The 21324-nt window shown below is 47.8% G+C and carries 20 protein-coding genes; 1 reads left to right on the forward strand and 19 read right to left on the reverse strand.

The features are described from left to right. Window positions 1-209: 209 nt before the first annotated feature. The 5 genes from P3T48_RS11715 to P3T48_RS11735 all read right to left on the reverse strand — a co-directional run bounded on the left by P3T48_RS11715 (window position 210) and on the right by P3T48_RS11735 (window position 5529). The gene (locus P3T48_RS11715) at window positions 210-1004 is read right to left on the reverse strand and encodes a prephenate dehydrogenase (RefSeq protein ID WP_276506820.1); all 795 of its coding nucleotides are present in this window, start codon (window positions 1002-1004) and stop codon (window positions 210-212) included. Between the two features lie 33 nt (window positions 1005-1037). Continuing rightward, window positions 1038-2105 (reverse strand): bifunctional 3-deoxy-7-phosphoheptulonate synthase/chorismate mutase type II, encoded by a 1068-nt coding sequence (locus tag P3T48_RS11720; RefSeq protein WP_022252049.1) that lies wholly within the window; start codon window positions 2103-2105, stop codon window positions 1038-1040. A gap of 59 nt (window positions 2106-2164) precedes the next feature. Further along, a complete protein-coding gene (locus P3T48_RS11725; RefSeq protein WP_276506821.1) occupies window positions 2165-3331 on the reverse strand; it encodes a pyridoxal phosphate-dependent aminotransferase in 1167 nt (388 codons plus the stop codon). Between the two features lie 132 nt (window positions 3332-3463). After that, window positions 3464-4297 (reverse strand): prephenate dehydratase, encoded by an 834-nt coding sequence (locus P3T48_RS11730; RefSeq protein ID WP_276506822.1) that lies wholly within the window; start codon window positions 4295-4297, stop codon window positions 3464-3466. 503 nt (window positions 4298-4800) lie between these two features. Further along, window positions 4801-5529: a peptidylprolyl isomerase gene (locus P3T48_RS11735; RefSeq protein WP_022251846.1), complete on the reverse strand. Its 729-nt coding sequence runs from the start codon at window positions 5527-5529 to the stop codon at window positions 4801-4803. 169 nt (window positions 5530-5698) lie between these two features. On the opposite strand from P3T48_RS11735, the gene P3T48_RS11740 reads away from it, so the two are divergent. Further along, complete coding sequence (locus P3T48_RS11740) at window positions 5699-6562, forward strand: hypothetical protein (protein WP_228114146.1); 864 nt, start codon at window positions 5699-5701, stop codon at window positions 6560-6562. Between the two features lie 192 nt (window positions 6563-6754). On the opposite strand, the gene P3T48_RS11745 is transcribed toward P3T48_RS11740, so the two are convergent. From P3T48_RS11745 to P3T48_RS11810, 14 genes are all read right to left on the reverse strand, one after another. Then, window positions 6755-7846, reverse strand: a complete 1092-nt coding sequence (locus tag P3T48_RS11745) for a UDP-N-acetyl glucosamine 2-epimerase (protein WP_158463678.1) — start codon at window positions 7844-7846, stop codon at window positions 6755-6757. A 14-nt stretch (window positions 7847-7860) separates the two neighbouring features. Then, window positions 7861-8808, reverse strand: coding sequence for an SPFH domain-containing protein (locus tag P3T48_RS11750; RefSeq protein ID WP_022251849.1), 948 nt, complete (start codon window positions 8806-8808; stop codon window positions 7861-7863). A 25-nt stretch (window positions 8809-8833) separates the two neighbouring features. Beyond that, the gene (locus tag P3T48_RS11755) at window positions 8834-9292 is read right to left on the reverse strand and encodes an NfeD family protein (protein ID WP_158463679.1); all 459 of its coding nucleotides are present in this window, start codon (window positions 9290-9292) and stop codon (window positions 8834-8836) included. Window positions 9293-9401: 109 nt separating this feature from the next. Beyond that, window positions 9402-10235, reverse strand: a complete 834-nt coding sequence (locus tag P3T48_RS11760; RefSeq protein WP_158463680.1) for a M48 family metallopeptidase — start codon at window positions 10233-10235, stop codon at window positions 9402-9404. Between the two features lie 367 nt (window positions 10236-10602). Next, window positions 10603-12054, reverse strand: a complete 1452-nt coding sequence (locus tag P3T48_RS11765) for an NADH-quinone oxidoreductase subunit N (protein ID WP_276506824.1) — start codon at window positions 12052-12054, stop codon at window positions 10603-10605. 15 nt (window positions 12055-12069) lie between these two features. After that, entirely contained in the window at window positions 12070-13569 is a 1500-nt protein-coding gene (locus P3T48_RS11770; RefSeq protein ID WP_217758234.1) for a complex I subunit 4 family protein, read from the reverse strand. 33 nt (window positions 13570-13602) lie between these two features. Then, complete coding sequence (gene nuoL / locus P3T48_RS11775; RefSeq protein WP_217758235.1) at window positions 13603-15558, reverse strand: NADH-quinone oxidoreductase subunit L; 1956 nt, start codon at window positions 15556-15558, stop codon at window positions 13603-13605. An 8-nt stretch (window positions 15559-15566) separates the two neighbouring features. Beyond that, on the reverse strand, window positions 15567-15875 hold the full coding sequence (gene nuoK, locus P3T48_RS11780) for an NADH-quinone oxidoreductase subunit NuoK (RefSeq protein WP_006846356.1): 309 nt from the start codon (window positions 15873-15875) through the stop codon (window positions 15567-15569). Next, on the reverse strand, window positions 15872-16399 hold the full coding sequence (locus P3T48_RS11785; protein ID WP_276506825.1) for an NADH-quinone oxidoreductase subunit J family protein: 528 nt from the start codon (window positions 16397-16399) through the stop codon (window positions 15872-15874). The genes nuoK and P3T48_RS11785 overlap by 4 nt, the downstream gene beginning before the upstream one ends. 15 nt (window positions 16400-16414) lie before the next feature. Further along, entirely contained in the window at window positions 16415-16945 is a 531-nt protein-coding gene (locus tag P3T48_RS11790) for a NuoI/complex I 23 kDa subunit family protein (RefSeq protein WP_158463690.1), read from the reverse strand. A gap of 105 nt (window positions 16946-17050) precedes the next feature. Further along, window positions 17051-18136, reverse strand: a complete 1086-nt coding sequence (gene nuoH, locus P3T48_RS11795; protein WP_217758236.1) for an NADH-quinone oxidoreductase subunit NuoH — start codon at window positions 18134-18136, stop codon at window positions 17051-17053. A gap of 2 nt (window positions 18137-18138) precedes the next feature. Next, window positions 18139-19710, reverse strand: coding sequence for an NADH-quinone oxidoreductase subunit D-related protein (locus P3T48_RS11800; RefSeq protein WP_217758237.1), 1572 nt, complete (start codon window positions 19708-19710; stop codon window positions 18139-18141). A gap of 19 nt (window positions 19711-19729) precedes the next feature. Beyond that, window positions 19730-20455: an NADH-quinone oxidoreductase subunit B gene (locus P3T48_RS11805; RefSeq protein ID WP_276506826.1), complete on the reverse strand. Its 726-nt coding sequence runs from the start codon at window positions 20453-20455 to the stop codon at window positions 19730-19732. Next, window positions 20446-20796: an NADH-quinone oxidoreductase subunit A gene (locus P3T48_RS11810; protein WP_022251748.1), complete on the reverse strand. Its 351-nt coding sequence runs from the start codon at window positions 20794-20796 to the stop codon at window positions 20446-20448. Before P3T48_RS11810 ends, P3T48_RS11805 begins: the two co-directional genes overlap by 10 nt. Window positions 20797-21324: the final 528 nt, after the last annotated feature.

Genomic DNA, 21324 nt, shown 5'->3' on the forward strand with positions numbered 1-21324 from the left:
TAACCCATTCTATGCCCCTAATTTTAGAAAAACAGTATCTTTGCATTTAATTGGGGTCTGCTGAATTATTCAGCAGACCCTAAATAAATAGTCTTCGGCAACAAGCCAAAGGCACTCACGGAATACGATATCGAAGATACGAAACGACAGCGCGTGAAACTGGAGGGATCTATTGGAATTGGTACAAAGAAGAGGTCTTCCGACTTTTTCTAATTCTTTATTTCAATATCTTCCTTTACGTTATTGCGTATCTTGGTGAGGAAAGCCTTCATGCGACCGGCATCCTTATGGTCGATGATATCGATCAGCTCGGCAAGCTCCTCACGAATCTGGCTCAACTGTCCTGAAGTATAGGGGTTGAAGAGAACTTCTTGCAACAGATAGTCGTCCTCGTTGAGTACGCCCTTGGCAATGTTCATGTGACGTTTGAAGGTAGTACCCGGAGCATCCTGATGCTTCATCACAGCAGCAAAAACGAAAGTGCTGGCAAAAGGAATACTCAGCGAGTAAGCCACTGTCTGGTCGTGCTCGTCGAAGGTGTACTCGTGCATGTTGAGTCCCAACTGCTGGTACAGATCCTTGAAGAATATCTTGCCCATATAGTCGCCTTCCTTGATGATGACGGCATTCTCCTCTGACAACTGATTCAGATTGGCAAAGGTAGGACCAAACATCGGGTGCGTGCTGACAAAACGGAAACCACTCTTCGTATAAAACTCGTGCAGGCCTGTCTTCACACTGGCTATATCGCTGATGATACAGTCCTTGGGCAACCAGGGCAACACCTCCTCAAATGCAGGCAAGGTGTACTTCACCGTCACGGCATTGATGACGAGCTCGGGTTTGAACTCGGCTATCTCCTCCAACTTGGTGAAGCGCAGACAGTTGTAGGTAAAGCGCAACCGCTTGGCATCCTTCTCGTATACGGCCACCTCGTGGTCGAAGCTGAGCAGGTCGATGAAGAAACTTCCCATCTTGCCTGCTCCCATTATCAATATTTTCATATCTCTTTATAAGTAAAGAACGAAGCGTATGAATTACTTCTGGTTCAGGATTTCCAACTGTTGGCGAACACTCTCCTCGTGGATGTGCTCGAATATCTGGGCAGCAAACTCTGGACTCATGCCACAGAGTGAAGCCTGAGCAGCACGCTTGTCGAGAATCTCGTTGTAGCGGTTGGTCTGCAGAACTGTCATATTGTGCTCCTTCTTGTATGTACCAATCTCACGGCACACACGCATGCGCTTTGCCAAAAGCTCCATCAACTGATTGTCCAGTTCGTCAATCTGTCCACGCAACTGATGCAGTCCCTCTGTAGAGTAGTGCTCATCGCGAACGACAAGCAGACTGAGAATGTAGTCGAGCACATCGGGAGTAACCTGCTGCTTGGCATCGCTCCATGCATCGTCAGGACTGCAGTGGCTCTCGACGATAAGACCATCAAAACCGAGATCCATAGCCTGCTGACACAATGGTGCTATCAAGTCGCGACGTCCACCGATGTGGCTTGGGTCGCAGACGATAGGCAACTGAGGAATGCGGCGATGCAGTTCGATAGGAATCTGCCACATAGGCAGGTTGCGATAGATCTTCTTGTCGAAGCTTGAGAAACCACGATGGATAGCTCCCAAGCGCTTGATACCAGCCTGATTGATACGCTGCAAGGCTCCTATCCAAAGCTCCAGGTCGGGATTGACAGGGTTCTTGACCAACACAGGCACATCGACACCTTTCAGACTGTCGGCCAATGCCTGCATGGCGAATGGGTTGGCAGAAGTGCGGGCACCTATCCACAGCACATCGATGCCATACTTAAGAGCCAGCTCCACATGCTCGGGTGTTGCCACCTCGGTAGCTGTAAGCATGCCGGTCTCCTCCTTTACCTGCTTCATCCAGGGAAGAGCAGTCTCGCCATTTCCCTCGAAGCCTCCTGGCTTGGTACGTGGCTTCCACACACCTGCACGGAACATGTGGCATCCCTTTTCTGCCAACTGCTTGGCGGTTGTCATAACTTGTTCCTCGGTTTCGGCAGAACATGGTCCTGCTATTACGATGGGACGTTCCTGATCACTGGGAAGACGTAAAGGTTCTAATTCTAATTCCATATCTTAATCTTTTATATTTTTTTATGTGAATGTTTTCTGTTTACTTTAAGGTGAAGACTCTATGCGAAGAGCTTCTTGATGCGCTGCAAGGCTTCCTTCATCTTGTCGTCCTTGGCACACAGGCTGATGCGCACATAACGCTTGCCGTTGCTTCCGAAGATAAAGCCTGGTGTAATGAACACCCGTGCCTCGTGGAGCACTTTCTCGGTCAGGTCTTCTACATCGGCATAGCTCTCAGGTATCTTACCCCAAAGGAACATGCCCACCTGCTTAGGATCGTAGGTACACCCCATCACGTCCATGATCTGTTCGGCAATGTCGCGACGACGACGATAGTTGTCGATATTGTTTTCGTGGTGCCATTCATCGCTGTTACCTATCATGGCCTCGGCAGCAGCTAATTGTATGCCTCGGAACGAGCCATTGTCGATATTGCTCTTCACCTTGAGAATCCACGAGATGAAAGTCTTGTTGCTCGAAATCATCGCCACACGCCATCCGGGCATATTATGACTCTTGCTCAGCGAGTTGAATTCGATACAGCAGTCTTTTGCTCCCGGCACCTGCATGATGCTCATGGGGTGCTCATTGAGGATGAGTGAGTAAGGATTGTCGTTCACCACAACGATATTGTGCTTCTTGGCAAACTCTACCAGTCGCTCGTAAGTCTCCATGCGGGCATTGCCTCCTGTAGGCATATTGGGATAGTTGGTCCACATCAGCTTGACATGACTCAGGTCCATCTTCTCCAAGGCTTCGAAGTCAGGCTGCCATCCATTGTCTTCTCTGAGATCATAATAAGTTATCTTGGTACCCAAAATCTTATTGATGGCAGTATAGGTGGGATAGCCAGGATTAGGAATCAGCACCTCGTCGCCAGGATTGCAGAAAGCCAGGGTAACGTGCAGGATGCCTTCCTTGCTGCCTATCAGCGGCTGTATCTCTGTAGCCCAGTCGAGGTCTACATCGTACCATCTCTTATAGAATTCTGCCATTGCCTTTCGCAGTTCAGGAATGCCCACTGTGGGCTGATATCCATGTGTGTCGGACTTCTGAGCCACTTCGCAGAGCTTGTCGATGGTCTGCTTTGACGGTGGCATATCTGGACTTCCGATGGCAAGGCTGATGATGTCCTTTCCCTCGGCATTCAACTGGGCTACTTCTTTCAGTTTGCGGCTGAAGTAGTATTCCTGTATCTCGGTTACTCTATTGGCTGGCTGTATCATTGTATCTAATGTTTTAATTTTTAATATTCAATGTTTTGTTTTGAATGTAAAGTATAATCGGCAGCAAGGCTCTTTTTACCCTTTTACCTTTTTACTTTTTTACTTTTTTACTTTTATAACTTTTTTCAACTCCTACTCTCTTTCCTCGTACTCGCCGAGAACCTTGATTTTCTTCACCAGTGGTGTGATGGCATCAATACTCTGGCGGTATCGGGTAAGGTTGTCGAAGGTGAGGTCTACATAGAAGAGATATTCCCACTCATGTCCGATGACGGGCAGCGACTGAATCTTGGTCAGGTTCACATCGTAGAAACTCAGGATGGTGAGCACCTTGGAGAGCGATCCCTTGTCGTGGGAAAGGCTGAAGACGATGCTTGCCTTGTTGGCCTTCTCAATGGGTCGAAGGAGAGCTGCCTTCTGCGGATTGCTCACCACGAGGAAGCGCGTGTAGTTGTGCGGATTGTCGTGGATGCCTTCTTGCAGCACCTTCATGCCATACATCTCGGCTGCATAAGTTGAGCAGATGGCAGCCCATCCCCTTACCTGATGCTTGGCAATAAAGGCAGCCGAACCTGCGGTATCTTCAGCCTCTACAGCTTTCAGGTCGGGATGATTGGCGAGGAATCTGCCACACTGCATCAATGCCACAGGATGGGAATGAACCTCCTGAAGTGTACTCCAGTCATCATCGGGCAAACAGCAGATGCTGTGCTCTATATGGAGTCGGTGCTCACCTACTACTGTCGTTCCACTTTGGCGCAGAAGCTCATAGTTGTGGAGCAGACTGCCCGCTATGGTATTCTCGATGGCTACGATGCCGATGACTGTAGGATCGCGCTTGATGTTTTCGAACACCTCCTCGAAGGTGGCGCAACAAATCAGTTCCACCTGTTCTTCACCGAAATATTGATGGGCAGCTATGTCATGAAACGACCCCAACTCGCCTTGTATTGCTATTCTCTTCATCTATATTGTTTGTATCTGTTATGAAAAACGGTCCTCACTCTCCAAGGAGCGGGACCGTTTCGATAGATTTCTTAATCTTAATATCCTAAGTTGAAATTATACGCAACTTCCCGCTTTACAATTGCTTGCAAAGTAAAAATAAAAGCTATAAAAGTATGCGTTAAACTTCTTCATTGTTCTTTCTTTTATTTATTGTCTACTACAATGGGGTATTCCCTCAATTGTGTTATACGATTGCAAAAGTAGCATTTTTATTTGTATCCACCAAACAAATTGACAGATTTTTTACACAAAACCTTGCAATTTATTGTTTTCGTGCATAAAGATGCTTATATCTTTCAAGATTTTCTGCTCTATGGAAATTCTACAGGAAGCCCTCATCTGCCAACGAAGCCGCTTTCATCTGCCAACGAAGCCGCCTTTATCTGCCAACGAAGCCTATTGCGTTTGCCAACGAAGCCTATTGCGTTTTTCAGCCCTATATACCTTATTATATATATTGTCTATTTTTTGACTTCTGTAGCTTTGATGATAACAACATCCTGCAGAGGACGGTCATTATTGCTTTTGTCGGTCTCCACATTCTGGATTTTCTCTACCACATCCAGTCCTTCAAGCACTTCGCCAAAGACTGTGTAGCCACCATCAAGATGGGGCACGCCGCCATATTTCACATATCCAGCCTGCACTTGCTCATTGGGAATGGCGTACACCTTGTCCTCGCCTTTCATCTTCTGCACCAGATATTCCATCTGCCGTGCTGAGAAATTGCGTCCCCAGGTGATGTAGAAATCGCAAGGTGCCGAAGCTTTCTGTGGATTCACGTCATCGCCCTCACGGGCAGCACAGAGCTGTCCGCGCTTGTGATAATATTTGGGATAACGTATCTCGGCAGGCACAGTGTAGGCAGTATCGAAGCGCTCCACCTTGCCGGGCGTCACCTTTCGTGTGCCAGGATTGCCGCCCTGGATCATAAAGTTCTTGATGACTCTCTGAAAGATGCAACCATCATAATAGCCCATCCTCACCCACTTCAGGAAATTGTCTCGATGAAGAGGTGTATCGTTGTAAAGCGCCACTCGGATATTGCCCATGTTTGTTTCTATCAGCACCTCTGGACAGGTGGCATCCTGATGGAAAGCGGCCGTATCGGGTACGACATTATCGGTCTGCGCACAAGCCATCAGAGGCAGAAGCAGACAGTACATTATAAACAAAAAAGTTCTTCTCATATTCATACTTTTTATTATTACAAGACAAAGGTAATGCTTTTTTAACCAAAACATTCCTATTTATTGTTTTTTAATATAAACATCTGACCGCTTTCGTCTAAAAAGTTGTAAGTTTGTACGTGAATAACAAGAATATCAGGCTCACGAAAGCCTAAAAAGTTGAATCATTATGAAAAGTAAAATAGCATATTTCTTCATGCTCATCCTCTGCTGTGCTTCTGTTCATGCACAGCAGGTTCATCTCGGTCCGCTCCACAGTAGCGACAATCCACGTGAAGACTGGCTGTTGCCAGGCGACACCATCTTCCAGGCCGAACAGCCTCTCATATACAAGGGTAAGCCGGTAAAGAATACCCAATACTCCGTTGCCAAGAAAAGTTTGATGGCTTTGGCTCCATTCCAGGATACAGACAGCAAATCGATGTATGCTGGCGACAGGTCGGTGTATGCTGGCGACAGCAGTTTCTTCTACAATCCCGTCAGCATGATGCCCTTCAGTACGTATGGTTACGGACTGCACCGGGGACTGAACGTATCGCTCGACCTTTCTGCCTTTGCCACCTTTGGCAAGAACCTGCCACACAAGGGCGGTTTCTCGCAGAACATCAACGCCACCTATCTGGCTCCGCTCACCAAGGACGGCAAGTTGTGGATAGCAGGCGGTGGCTATTTCAACAACACCTTCTGGGGAAGCGACAGCTATCGTGATGTAGGCCTGTACGCCATCCTTGGCTATCGGTTCAACGAGCACTGGGAAGCCTACGTTTACGGTCAACTGAGCGTGAACAACAATTACAGCCGATACGGCAATCTCTATAGAGGTTATCCCTATTATGGCTGGGGTTGGCCTGCAACAGGTGTCATGCCGTTGGGCTATGGCATGGGGGCAGCCGGTGCCAATGTACTGGGAGCAGGAGTGAAATACAATGTCAACAAGAATTTCTCTATCGGACTGAACGTAGAAGGCATCTGGTACAACAACAAGACTCCAGTCTACTTCGACCAATACAATTATCCCGGCAGGACTGATTAACGTCGGATGCTTATCGCATCAAGTCAAATCGTGAACGTCTGTATTAAATGAGGAAGTTAAGGAGTTAAGACAGAAAAAGGGGCAACAGTTTCAGTTGTCCCTTTTTCTTTTTATGCATCAATTCTGTTGTTGCCTTATCCATAACAATGCCCTCCTAAGGACATGGAATGGCTGCAGCTGACCAGAAAAACATTATTCATTGACCAGTATCTGGACGATACGGTCGGCAGATCTTCCGTCCCATCTGTCGGGAATGCCCGCTTTCTTCCATTCGCCTCTCAGCAAGACCTTCGTCATCAATACAAGACGGTCAGCATCCTCGCCCACCAGCACATTGGTACCGATCTTCACGGTCTCGATATGCTCGGTATAGCTATTGAGCGTGATACAAGGCACACCGTTGAAGGTGGCTTCTTCTGCCACATTTCCTGAGTCGGTAACGATGCCCATGGCGTGAGCTGTGAGATAGCTGAAATCCAAATAGCCCTGAGCCTCTATCAGCATGATGCCCTCCAAGCCCATAGCCTCTACCTCCTGGCGAGCCTTGCCACGAAGCGGAGCCACTACAGGCACACCAGCCTCATGAGCAGAGGAAACCACGGCAGACACTAAGCTGCGCATCTCCTCGCTATTATTGATAATGGCCTTGCGGTTGAGCGTCAGCACGATGTACTGTCCCTCCTTCAGTTGCTTGTCGTCCATCAGCTGTGGACGCTTCATGTGCTGCTGCAGAAAACGGATATTATCGATGAGCACATTGCCCACCATATAGACCTTGGAAAGCTCGGCGCCCTCCTTGTTGGCGATGCTGTTGTTGGAAATACCCGCAGTAAAGAGGATATCAGACAGTCCATCGATAACCAGTCGGTTGATTTCCTTGGGCATAGTGATGTCGAAGCTACGGGTGCCTGCGGCAATATGTGCCAACAGAATGCCTTGCTTCTTGGTAACGATGGCTGCAGCCATGGTAGAGGCAAGGTCGTCGACCACTATAACCACATCCGTAGGATTCTGCTGCAGATAAAGCTCGAACTTAGACATGACCTGTCCTGTGAGTTCGTTGAGATTCTCGCAGTCCACACCTAAATAGATATCAGGACGACTTATCTCCAAATCGTCGAAGAGAGAGTCCTCGAGTGTAGGATCGTCCTCACAGCCGGCATAAACCAAACTGTAATTGATGGACTGTCCATTCTTTTGGGCGTTTACAATCGCTCTGATGACGGGTGCCACCTTGATAAAGTTGGGTCGTGCACCCGCCACAATACAGATATTCTTATTCATCGTTTCGTTTTTGATTATCCCTTAAAAAGATCCTTGATGCCGCCGATAGAGCCCATCAGGTTGGAAGCCTCGTAAGGCAGATATACAACCTTGTTGTCCTTACCCTGAGCCACATCCTGCATCATGGCGATGTATTTCTGTGCCAAGAGATAGTTGGCAGGATTGGTAGACTGTCCTACGGCATCTGTAATTTTCTGAATAGCAATAGCTTCTGCCTCAGCCTTGCGAATACGTGCAGTAGCCTCACCCTCAGCCTTGAGGATAGCCTGCTGCTTGACAGCCTCAGCCTTGTTGACGATAGCAGCCTTCTCACCTTCAGAAAGCAGGCGCTGTTTTTCCTTCTCACCCTCGGAAGCCAGGATAGTGGCACGCTTGTTACGCTCTGCCTGCATCTGTTTCTCCATGGCTCTGAGCACACTCTCAGGAGGAGTAATATCCTGCAACTCCACACGATTTACCTTGATACCCCACTTGTTGGTAGCATCGTCCAATACCGCACGCAACTTGGTATTGATGGTATCGCGCGAGGTCAAAGTCTGGTCCAGTTCCATCTCGCCGATGATGTTACGCAGAGTTGTCTGTGTAAGTTTCTCGATGGCATTGGGCAGGTTGTTGATTTCGTACACACTCTTGAAGGGGTCTACTATCTGGAAGTACAACAGAGCATTGATCTGCATCTGGATATTATCTTTTGTGATCACGTTCTGTCGGTCGAAATCGTACACCTGTTCACGCAGGTCGATAGTGTTGGTGTACATATATCTTCCATTGCGCATAGCCACAATCTCCTTGGCACGGTCGATAAATGGTATAATGATGTTGATACCTGGTCTGAGGGTTGCATAGTAACGTCCCAGACGCTCTATAATCTTTGTCTCACTCTGAGGAATGATAACAATCGTTTTCTTTACGAAAATAAGGGCCAGCACAACGATGGCAGCCAATACATAAATTCCAATCATAATCGTTATGTTTTAGAGTTATTAATTATCTTACGATCTCCTCCACCTTCAAGATGATGGACTCTCTGCCCACGATTTTCACCTTGGCACCTTCGGCAATATCCTCAAGTGCAGAAGGAGCCTCAGCTTTCCAGTCGTCACCATCGAGTTTCACGCGACCATAACCGCCCTTTACGATGCACTGGCTTACCTCGCCTACCTGTCCCAACAAGGCATCGGCATTACTCACTCTGTCATCGGCACCATGCTTGATAATATGCAGCAGGTGCGGACGAATAAGCCAGATACTCAGCACGGAGCAAACCGCCCATACCACAATCTGCAACCAGAAGGGCAAGCCCATCCATGCTGCTAAGATGCTGACAATGGCACCAATAGCAAAACACGTTACATAGAAATCGCCCGAAGACAACTCCATAATCAGGCACAGGAAGGTAATCACCGTCCAGAACAGCCAAAGGTTTTGTGAGATGTAATCAATCATATCTTTGAATTTTTAGTTAGTCATTCCTACTGCATTCATGCTAAGAGGTTGTCACGAAAGCACATTCTTTGGTCTGCCCGTGCTTTTGTCAGCTCATTCTCTCCCAAGCTTACCTTTTCTTTGTATTCTTGGCAGGATGATAATACTTGAGCGCTGTAGGCATTTCCTTTTGCAAAGCAGCTATTCGCTTGGCATCGGAAGGATGGTCGCTGAAGATGTCATTCTGGTTGGAACTGTTGCCCTGCGACATACGTTTCCAGAACGGAATAGCCTGCTGAGGATCGTAGCCTGCCATGGCAGCAAAGATAAGTCCCATATAGTCGGCCTCAGTCTCATTGTCGCGCGAATACTTCAAGTTGCGGAAAGAGAAATACTTTCCAGCCACGGCACTCGCCAAATCGCCTACACCGCTGCCTACAGCCTGATTGAGCACATTGCCCAGGATGTTGGTACCTACCTGTTGGTTTTGCTGCTTGGTAAGCTGCTCGGCACTGTGCTTTGCCACAGCATGAGCAATTTCATGTCCCAAGACGATGGCAAGAGCCGTCTCATTCTGTGTATAGGGCAACAAGCCTTCATACACCACAATTTTTCCACCAGGCATACAGAAGGCGTTGGCACTCTTGTCCTGCACGAGATTGAATTCCCATGCATAGTTTTTCACATCGTTGGCAAAGCCGTTCTGCTTCAGATAGGTTTCCACGGCTGTAGCCAGTTTGCGCCCTACCCTTTGCACCATGGCCGTATGTTGAGCATTGGTCGACTTTTTGGCAGTCGCCATATACTTGGTATATTCTTGGTTGGAGAGGCTGAGCACTTGCTCATCTGACACCGAGATGCGATGTGTGCGACCTGTAAGAGGCACGGTCTGCGTGGTTCCGCATGATGTCATCATCATCAAAGCCACCATGGCTCCAAGAGCCATTCTTTTAATACTTTTCATAATCTCCCTTTTTGAGTTATTTGTTCATACTGCAAAAATAGTATTTATTCGGCAAACGACCAAACAAATAATGTTCTTTTTTATAAAAATACTCAAGTGGGGAAGTTGGGAAATGGGGGAAATTAAGGAAGTTGGGGAAAGTTAGGAAGTTAAGGAATGTTATCACTCCCTATGGTCGTTCTGGAAGTTAAGGGACAACAGACTTAAAGGCAAATTTACGACAGACTAAGAGATAAGTATACGACAGACTAAGAGATAAGTATGCAAGAGATGAACAAAAAAAGCCCGGAACAAAGACTTGTTCCGAGCTATATTGTTCTGCCCTGAAAGAGGATGTTAGTCCTCACAGAGGCATGTCATTTACAACTTACGCGTTGGCTGCTACTGAAATCCAGTCGAAGACGAATGAGCAGATACCGAAAGCCACGATGCCAACTGTGCAGATGGCAAGAGCCAACTTGGTAGAGCAAGCGCTCTGGAAGGTTGGCAGCGGACTGTCGCTGTGCTTGATGAACATCGCCTTCACGATGAGCAAGTAGTAGTACAAGCTGATGACTGTGTTGACCAAAGCGATGAATACTACGCCATAAGCCCATGCTCCGAGTGTGGTGTGGATATCGGCGCCATGAACGGCTGCCATAAACACGAAGAACTTGGAGAACATACCGGCGAATGGAGGAATACCACCCAATGAGAACAACGCCAAAGTCATGAGGAAAGCCAAACGTGGGTTGGTCTTATAGAAACCATTGTAGCTGTCCATCTGCACTGTACCGCCATTGTGCTCCTCAACAGAAGAGATGATGGCAAACACACTCAGGTTGGCTACTACGTAAATGAGAACATAGTAAGTCAGCGAGGTGATGCTCAAGGTTGAGTTGCCGATAACTGCCAACATGATGTAACCAGCCTGAGAGATTGAAGAGAATGCCATGAAACGCTTCAAGTCACTCTGACGGATGGCGAACAGGTTGGCTATAGTGATAGAGAGTACAATCACGATGTAGAGTAATACGGTCCAGTACTCTACCATTGGCTGGAACACCTTCATGAGGATAGCACAGAGTGTGAACGCAGCAGCACCCTTGGAAACTACCGACAGATAACCTGTCACAGTAGTAGGAGCACCCTGGTAAGAATCGGCTGTCCAGAAGTGGAAAGGAACCAAGGAAATCTTGAATCCCAAGCCACTGAAGAAGAACACCATACCAGCGATGGTCAATGGAGAAGCAGAGATAACCTTTGCTACATCCTCGAAGTACAAGGTGCCACAGGCAGCATAAAGCAGAGAGATACCATAAATCATCACGCCACTTGAGAAAGTAGCGGTAAGGATGAACTTGGCACCTGCCTCAGCAGAGTTGTGACGATACTTGTCGAAGGCAACCAAGCAAGCCATTGGCACGGATGCCATCTCCAGACCGAGGAAGAACAGGAGGAAGTGGTTGGCACTAACCATCATGTTCATACCCAACAGAGTAGAGAGAACCAACATATAGAACTCGCCCTCCTTGAAGGCAGTGTCCTTACGGCTCAACCACTCCTTGGCCTGTATCAGGACTATCAGTGTACCAAGCGCCAAGACGGTCTTGAGAACACCAGCGGCAGGACCAGAGGTGTACATTCCACCAAAGGCAGATGTGGCTTCTGTAGGGAAGATATTAATGGCAATGTGAGCCACCATCAAGAGACATACCAGAGGATTGAACCACTTACGGTCTGCGCTCTTGGAACTGCAGAAGTCAGCAATGAAAGTGATCAACAGGACTGCCATCAAGGTAGCCTCTGGAATCATATTTAAAAATTGACTGTAATTCATTTCTTCTGATATTTATTACATGATTACACTAAAGATAGGACCTACAGCGTCCATGATAATCTCCTCTGCCCAGAGAGGGAACATACCAAGACCTGCCACACAGGCAATCAGACCTGCTACAGCGATACGCTCGTCCCAGGTTGCATCGTGAAGCTTCTCCAACTTGGCGTTAGGAACCTTCTGATACAGAATCTTACCCACACAACGCAAGATGTAAACCGCTGTCACTACGATGGAGGTACAAGCGATGATGGTACATACACGATGGAACGTATCTGCATTCTGGAAAGCACCTACGAAGATGGTCATCTCGGCTACGAAACCAGAGAAACCAGGCAAACCGAGGTTAGCCAAACCAGCTACCGCATAACCTACTGAGAGGAATGGGATAATCTTCATCAAACCACCCAAGTAGCGAACGTCACGTGTACCAGCCTGATGATAAATCATACCGATAACGGCGAAGAAGAGAGCGGTCATCAAACCGTGAGACAACATCTGGAGGATAGCACCTGTAGCTGCTGTCTGAGTCATCATACAGAGAGCGAAGAGCACCATACCACAGTGAGAAACTGAAGAATAGGCATTGATGTACTTCAAGTCGGTCTGTACACATGCTGACAAAGCACCATATACGATAGAGATAGTAGTCAGTACGAGGAATACCTTGATCCAGAATCCGTGAGTAGCAGCTGGCAAGAGGAACATGGCGATACGGAAGCAACCATAACCACCGAGTTTCATCAATACACCGGCATGCAACATAGATACAGCTGTTGGCGCACTGGCGTGACCATCAGGAGACCATGTGTGGAATGGGAACAAAGCTCCAAGAATACCGAAACCGATGAAGAGCAATGGGAAGAACACATTCTGCACGCTCTCAGGGATAGCATGAGCACCATTGGTGTGGTGAGCGATGTCGAGGATTTCGAATGTCTGGGCACCACTGTAGAAGTAAATACCCAAGATACCGATAACCAAGAGGGCTGAACCACCCATCAACATCAAGGTAAGTTTCATGGCAGAATACTCCTTCGCACCACTACCCCATACACCGATGAGGAGATACATAGGAATCAGCGCCACCTCGTAGAACATGAACATGGTGAACATGTCGATAGAGATGAAGAAGCCATAAACACCAGTGCTCAAGAGTGTGAACCAGAGGAAGTACTCCTTCTTCATAGGCTCCATCTGCCAAGAAGCAAATGTACCGGTGAACACGATGATGGAAGTCAGAAGAATCATCACTACTGAGATACCATCCACACCGAGTGAATAGTTGATGTGCAATGGCTCAAACCATGGCACACAGTAGGTGAAGAGCATAGGAACTTGGTCGGCTGGCATTGTCTCACGAGCTTCGAGAAATGCAAACACCAAATAGATGGAGAGGGCGAGCAGCACGCTGGCACCTGCCACCATCACACCACGAACCTGCTTGTCGTTGCGTGCCAACCAGAGGCCGAGCAACATCAGGAGTGGTACTATGACGAATATACTTAAATTCATTTCTTTTCTATTTACTTAATTGTGAGACATTCATTAAAGAAGCGCGAGCAGACACAAGGTGAGAGCCACTGTACCTGTGAGGAACCAGATGGCATAGCTGCGCACGTCGCCACTCTGCCATGGACGGATGGTCTCGCCTGCCTCCTGTGCACCCCAAGCCATGAAGTTGAAAGTGCCATCGATGACATGACGGTCGAACCAAGCGATAGGCTTAGAGAAGAGACCGAACACAATCTTGTGGGTGAAGAACTGCCAAGCATCGTCGATATAAAAACGATTCAAGGCTGCCTTGTGCAACTTAGGCATCTTCTTGGCCAAGGTGTCGGCCAATGGTGTCTTCTTAGGTGCATACATATAGGTGGCGAGCGCGATGCCGATAACGGCTACAACGATAGAGGTGCAAGCCACCTGTGTATCGATGTGGATATCGTAGCTCTGACCTGTAGCAGAAACAAAGTGACCGAATGGAATCAAACCACAGACACAAGAGATTGCTGCAAGGAACACCAATGGACCCCACATCACGAAAGGAACCTCCTGTGGTTTGCGACGGTTCTCTGGATCCAACTCATAGTAGCTCTGTCCCCAGAAGATAACATAGTAGAGACGGAACATATAGAAAGCTGTCATACCAGCCACCAATGTCATGAAATAACCCATGAATGGTGAGAACTGGAAACAAGCAGTGATGATCTCGTCCTTAGAGAAGAAACCTGCGAATGGAGGAATACCTGCAATTGCCAAGCAACCAATCAAGAAGCAGATGTTGGTGATAGGCATGTACTTGTGCAAACCGCCCATGTACTCCTTGAAGTTGCTGCCGATGATGACGATGATGGCACCAGAGCAGAGGAACAGCAAGGCCTTGAACATGGCGTGGGTGAAGAGGTGGAAAATACCAGCCATATAACCCAAACCGCCGTGATGGTTGTCTACTGCGAAGCAAACACCCAAGGCAACGAGCATGTAGGCAATCTGAGAGATAGTAGAGAAAGCCAGACCACGCTTGATATCACGCTGGCAGCAAGCTACAGCTGCTGCATAGAATGCGGTGAAGGCTGCAATGTAAGCTACGTAGTGGAGAGTGTTGGGAGCATACTCTACCCAGATTGGGAAGAGACTGGCTACCTGATAAACACCAGCCACAACCATGGTAGCGGCGTGGATCAACGCAGAAACTGGAGTTGGACCCTCCATCGCATCTGGCAACCAGATGTGCAATGGGAACATCGCACTCTTACCGGCACCACCGATGAACATGAGGAACAACGCTACAGGCATCACCCATGCAGCACCAGCCAAAGAACTCTGAAGCTCTGGCTGAGCATTCAAGTCGTAGTTGAAGGTTCCTACATAGAAGCTGTAGAACAAGATACCGATCAAGAAGAAGAGGTCGGCGAAACGAGTTACGATGAACGCCTTCTTGCTGGCATGTACTGCTGCATGCTTGGGATAATAGAATCCGATGAGCAGATAAGAGCAGACACCCACCAACTCCCAGAACAGATACATCTGGAAAATATTGGTAGCTACTACCAGACCCAACATAGACATGGTGAAGAGGCTCAGGTAAGCGTAGAAACGCTGCATACCCTTCTCATAACCCTCTACCTTGTAATTCTCGTCACGCTCGGCCATATAGCCGAATGAGTAGATGTGAACCATGAAGCTGACGGTGGTAATCACGATGAGCATCAATACAGAGATTGGTGTCAGACGGAAACCAATGTTGAAGGTCAGCAACTCGGTAAACTTCAACCAAGTAAAATTGAATGAGTCAACAGTTGGATACAAACCTGTTGAAGCATCACGGCCGATAGCAAAGAAATATTCGTATGCTGTATAAATAGACAGACCGAACACACAACCCATCAGGACGGTACCGATGATGGCTGCTACCTGCTTTTTCATCTTCATACCCGCAAGTCCCAGAACCAGGAAGCTCAGGAATGGCAGAAGAAGTATCAAAAATGCATAACTGTAATTCATTGTCTTAATTAGAATTTCATGTTTTCAATACTGTTCACCTGGTCACTGTGATAGTTGCGGTAAACGTTAATAATTATTGCGAGCGCTACGGCTGTCTCGGCTGCTGCCACTCCGATAGAGAACAATGTGAAGAAGAAACCTTCCAACTGTCCTGGGAAGAGGATGCGGTTGAACACTGCGAAGTTCAGATCGGCTGCATTCAATACAAGCTCGATGGAGATGAGCATGGCAACGAGGTTACGACGTGTACAGAAACCATAAACGCCGATGAAGAACAAGAGTGCTGAGAGCACGAAGAAATACTGTACTGGAATCATTTCTTATCCTCCTTTCTTGCGATTAAGATACCACCGATGATACATGCCAACAGGAATACAGAGATAAACTCGAATGGCAATACATAGCCATACTTGTCAGCACCTACGAGTGCAGAACCAATCTGGTCCATAGGCACCTCAGTGTCGGCTACTGTTGCAGCCAAATCGATAAAGTGATTCTTCAACACGATGACTGCCAAGGTAACAAAACCTACGAGGCAGACGAGTGCACGGCCAATGACCTTGCTACCCTTCACGTGCTCCAAAAGACCCTGAAGGGTACGCTTGGAAACCAACTGAATGGCGAAGACATAGAGAATTGTAATACCACCTGCATATACAGCAATCTGAGCTGCACCCAGATAGGTATAGTCGAGCAGGAAGAATACACCAGCTACACCGAAGAGCACGAACAACAGATAAGTTGCCGCACGCATGATACGCTTGGTAGCTACGCACATGATGGCTGAGCCAAAGATGACTACTGCCAAGATGACGAACATAAATAAATTTGCTGTTATCATTGTCTAAAGTCCTCCTTACTTAGTCTTGGTGTTAAACTTACCGATTTCGAGTGGAGCGCCACCATCAATGAGGTTAGGAAGGCTTCCGCCCTTATAAACCTCCTTGTCGAGGTGCATCACCAACTTGCTGCGGTCAAAGACTGCATTCTCGAAATCGTTGACAAACTTAATTGCACCGAAGTTACATGCGTTCACACAGAGTTCACAGAACATGCAGTCACCCAAGTCGTACTGGTAATCCACCAACTTGCGCTTCTTCTTGCCTGTCTCTGGGTCCTCCACCATCTCGGTCTGAATCTTGATGGTATCGTTGGGGCATGACTTCTCACACAATGTACAACCCACACACTTGTAAGCCTCGTTCTCGTCGCGGACGAAAACCAGACGACCACGGAAACGTGGAGAAATGTGGAGTGTAGTCTTGCGGTTCTCAGGGTACTGCTCGGTGCTCTTGGGTGTGAAGTACTCCTTCATGGTAGTCTTCATACCGATAGCGAGGGTCTTCAAACCCGCTGCAATACCGCCGAAATATGAATTGTTAGACATACTTTTATTTTTTGTTTATTTGTTAAGAAATAACAGAAGTTTCAAGCAGTAGAACTATTGTCTTGACTCCTTAACTTCTTTAACTCCTTTAACTCCTTAATAATATTATCCGTGGATTCCGAATGCTACGCATACGGTCATCATGATCAGGATGACGAGTGACAATGGCATCAAGTACTTCCACTCCAGCTTCAGAATCTGGTCGATACGGAGACGTGGGAAAGTCCAACGTACCCACATCAGAAGCCATACCACAGCGAAGGTCTTACCGAAGAACCAGATGAAACCAGGGATGAGGTTCATCAGATTGTCGAAGCCCTCGATACCGATGTTCAATGGCGCCCAACCACCGAGGAATACGGTAGAAGCAATACCAGAAATCACGAAGAGGTTCAGGTACTCAGCCAAGTAGTAGAAACCGAAGCCCATACCAGAATACTCTGTATGATAACCTGCGGTCAACTCACTCTCAGCCTCAGCCAAGTCGAAAGGACCACGGTTAGCCTCAGCGTTACCTGCTACGAGGAATACGAGGAAAGCAAGGATAGCTGGAACATGACCCTTGATGATCAACCAGTTCCAAGCACCAGTCTGAGCCTCAACGATACCGCTCACCTGCATAGTACCAGTAAGAACTACTGCAGAAATCAGGCAGAGACCGAGAGACATCTCATAAGAAATCATCTGTACGGCACCACGCATGGCAGATACCACAGAGTACTTGTTGTTGGATGCCCAACCGGCGAGGAACACGCCCAGCACACCGATAGAACTTACGGCTGTGATGAGGAATACACCTACGTTGAAGTCGAGAATATGTGCTCCCTTGTTCCATGGAAGGAATGAGAAAGTACCTACAGAGGCAATGATCACGAGGAAAGGTGCCAGGTAGTAGAGCAGCTTGTCGGCTCTGTCTACAGCAAAAATCTCCTTGATCAACATCTTGAGCACATCGGCGAATACCTGGAAGATACCCCAAGGACCTACACGCATAGGGCCGAGACGGCACTGGAAGTAGGCACACACCTTACGCTCCATAAAGATAAGTACGATAGCTATCAGGGCGTATGCTGTCAAAATGCAGACACCCACGAGCACGCACTCTATCAGAATCGACAGGAAGTCGCCCAGACCCAAGGTCTGGCGAAGCAGATTGTCGATGAATGTTGTTACTATACTAAAATCAAACATAATTATCTATCAATATCAGGGATTACGAAGTCGATTGCTGCACCTGTTGTAATCAAGTCAGCGATTTTCTGTCCACGAAGCATTGGATCGAGCGCACCTGTCAAAGACAAGCCCATTGGGCGCATCTTCATACGGTATGGACTCTTGTCACCCTTTGAGTCGAGATATACACCAAACTCGCCGCTGGCACCCTCTACAGAGAAGTACCACTGTCCCTCAGGGACCTTGATAATTGGCTTCTGCTTGATGTAGTACTCACCCTCAGGAATGTTGTCGATCAACTGCTCGATGATGTCCAAGCTCTGATACAACTCCTGGATGTGTACATAGTAACGATCCATAGAATCGCAACCTGTCAGAGTGATTTCCTTCCACTCCACCTTGTCGTACATATCGTATGGATGACGCTTGCGGGTATCGTTCTTCCAACCAGATGCACGGCCGGCAGGACCGGTAACGGCATAGTTGATACAATCCTCAAGATTCATTGGACCTACGCCTTCGAGACGGTTGTGAGTGATCACATTGTCGCCGAATACGTCGAGGTACTCCTGAATCATAGGACGCAGATACTTGCAGAGTGTCTTCACATTCTGTACGAAGTTAGGATCGATGTCTGCCTGAAGGCCACCGATACGATAGTAGTTCTGGATCAGACGGCCACCGGTTGTCTCCTCCATCACGTTCAATACGTGCTCACGGTCGCGCATACAGTAGAGGAATGCTGTCAGGGCACCCAGGTCCTGTGCGGTACAGCCGAGGTACAACAAGTGAGAGTCGATACGCTGCAACTCGTCCATGATGGTGCGGATGTAGCGGATACGGTCTGAGAGTTCGATGCCCATTGCCTCCTCGATAACACCTACCAGTGCATGGCGGTGCATCATGGCAGAGAGGTAGTTCAGACGGTCGGTCAATGCCAGGGTCTGTGGATAGGTCATTCCCTCCCACATCTTCTCGATACCACGGTGAATGTAGCCAAGGTGTGGATAGATGCGCTTCACGGTCTCGCCGTCAATAACGGTCTGCAGACGGAGCACACCATGAGTGGATGGGTGGTTAGGACCGATATTCACCACATAGTCGTCATCGTCGAAACGGCGCTTCTGGGTTTCTACCAAATGTCCGTCGGCACTCAGCGAGTACTCTACGGTGAAGTCGTCCTCTGGCTCGTCGGTGCAGGGGAACTGGTTGGCCTCAGGACTCATGTCGAAGTCCTTGCGCAATGGATGGCCCTGGAAGTCGGTGCGCAGGAAAAGTCGGCGCATGTCTGGATGACCCAGGAACTTGATGCCAACGAAGTCGAACACCTCGCGCTCCAACAGGTCAGCCACCTTCCAAAGATTGATGACTGTAGGAATCACATCGCTGCCATCCACCTTCTTGGCGATGGTCTTTACCGAGCAGCGCTCGTTGGTCTGAGTATTCTCAAGAATGTAGATACATCCGAGACCTTCCTCACCGAAGTCTTCACCGATGATGGTAACAAGGTAGTCGAAATGCTTCTCGTTCTTCAACTTCGCCATCTCTGAGGCGAAATTGTCAAAACTCAATTCAATATTATTCAGTTTCATGTTCTTATACCTTATTATATTAATCAGTTAGACCTTTCTGAGGGTCGAAATCCTCAGGTACTTCTGTCACAATGATAGGCTTCTTGTGTCCAAGCTTCTCGCTGTCAGAGAGGTTCTCGTTGCTCAAGCCGCGAAGACCGCCCTTGCTCATAGAAAGCTCCTTCTCGTCGCGGGTCATCTTGTGGTTGGCTCCGCCGAAGAATTTCTCAACCTTTACCTTACGCTGCAACTGCATCATACCGTAAAGGATAGCCTCTGGACGTGGAGGACAACCTGGGATGTAGACATCTACAGGCACTAACTCGCTGATGCCACGAACCACGTTGTAGCTCTTCTTGAAAGGACCGCCCGAGATGGTGCATCCTCCTACGGCTACCACATACTTTGGCTCAGCCATTTCATCGTACAAACGTTTGAATACTGGTGCCATCTTGTTGGTGATAGTTCCGGCACACATGATCAGGTCAGCCTGGCGTGGAGAGTTACGGGTTACCTCGAAACCGAAACGTGAGAAGTCGTAACGCGCACATCCTACAGCCATAAACTCGATACCGCAGCAAGAGGTACCGAAGGTCAATGACCAGAGTGAGTTACTGCGTCCCCAGTTGATGGCGGCATCGAGCGAACCAAGAACCACATTGGCTCCACCCTCATTCAGCTCTTGAGCTATCTTCTCGAGGGTGTCGTTGTCCTTAAACTCGTCGTAAGGAATACTCTTGATAGAGGCTCTTTTGTTTACTTCCATTCCAATGCTCCTTTCCGCCAAGCATAAGCAAGGCCTAATACCAATACCAACAGGAAGAATCCGATGCTCACGAGAGCCATAGATCCAAACTGCTTAACTACGACTGCCCATGGGTAAAGCATTACAGTCTCAATGTCGAACATCAGGAAAAGGATGGCGAAGAGATAGTAGCCGATATGGGATGGCAACCATGAGCTGCCACGAGTCGGAATACCACACTCGAAAGGTTCACCCTTTACCGGATTGTAAGAACGAGGACCGATGAGCTTAGCGATGACATAAGCAGCCACCACCAAGGTTACAGCCGTCAGCAAAACGGTGATAAATAGTGTAAAGTTCATAAAAAATTATAACGTTATTATTTAAACTGCTTGTAAGCGGCTGCAAAGTTACAAATTTATTTCGTAACAGCACGCTTTTTCTTAAGAAAAGTTTTAGTTTTTTCATTCTTCTTCCACTTCGACATTTTTTCGCTTTACTGGAGTATGAATATTGAAGAATTTAAAGGAAAAAGGCAGGGAAACTGCATAAACAAAACTAAAAGAAAGAGACCACTTGAAAAAGCCATTTTTACGAAAACCAGTATTTGATTATCATTAAGTTATTTGAACTTTCGCAAGTGGTTTATGTACGGGCTGAAGGCCCAAAAGCTCTTAGCCCAGGGCAGCGCCCGCAAGCAGCACGCCCTGAAAGGGCAGAAGCTCTTAGCCCAGGGCAGCGCCCTGGGTATAATGGCAATCGGCAAGGCGCCCTGTAAGGTAGGGTGTTCAAAATCCGTTTAAAATCCGACGCATTTTTTACCTATGGTATTGATGCGTTTCACTGCCAAATTTGGAGAGAGGTTTGCATTAGTCCATTCTTTAATGTGC

It is taken from the genome of Segatella intestinalis (assembly GCF_029348455.1).
Classification (GTDB): domain Bacteria; phylum Bacteroidota; class Bacteroidia; order Bacteroidales; family Bacteroidaceae; genus Prevotella.